A 223-nucleotide genomic window follows, 5' to 3' on the forward strand; every position below is an offset into this window, starting at 1 on the left:
ATTAACTTAGAGCGTCTCGCCGCCCGCATCGACGTCCAGTCAACGCTTGACAAGCTAACGCTCAGTAAGATCACCGTCAAGAATAGAAAGACCCAGTCCTCCCTCCTCGCTGCTTCGTCGACCAACGCCTACAGGACGGATGCCAAGGAGTATGGTTCCTTTGAGCGCTTCCGCAAGCCCGTCACTGACGCCTCCATGGGTCAGATCTACGCATACGAGAATA

1 protein-coding gene is annotated in these 223 nt (G+C 54.7%); it reads left to right on the plus strand.

What is annotated here, in order from left to right; genetic code table 11:
* The coding region (locus HMPREF2890_RS09045; protein ID WP_168160388.1) for a hypothetical protein at positions 1-223 on the plus strand (223 nt) is incomplete at both ends.

Origin of the sequence: Porphyromonas sp. HMSC065F10, from assembly GCF_001808555.1 — a bacterium.
Classification (GTDB): domain Bacteria; phylum Bacteroidota; class Bacteroidia; order Bacteroidales; family Porphyromonadaceae; genus Porphyromonas_A.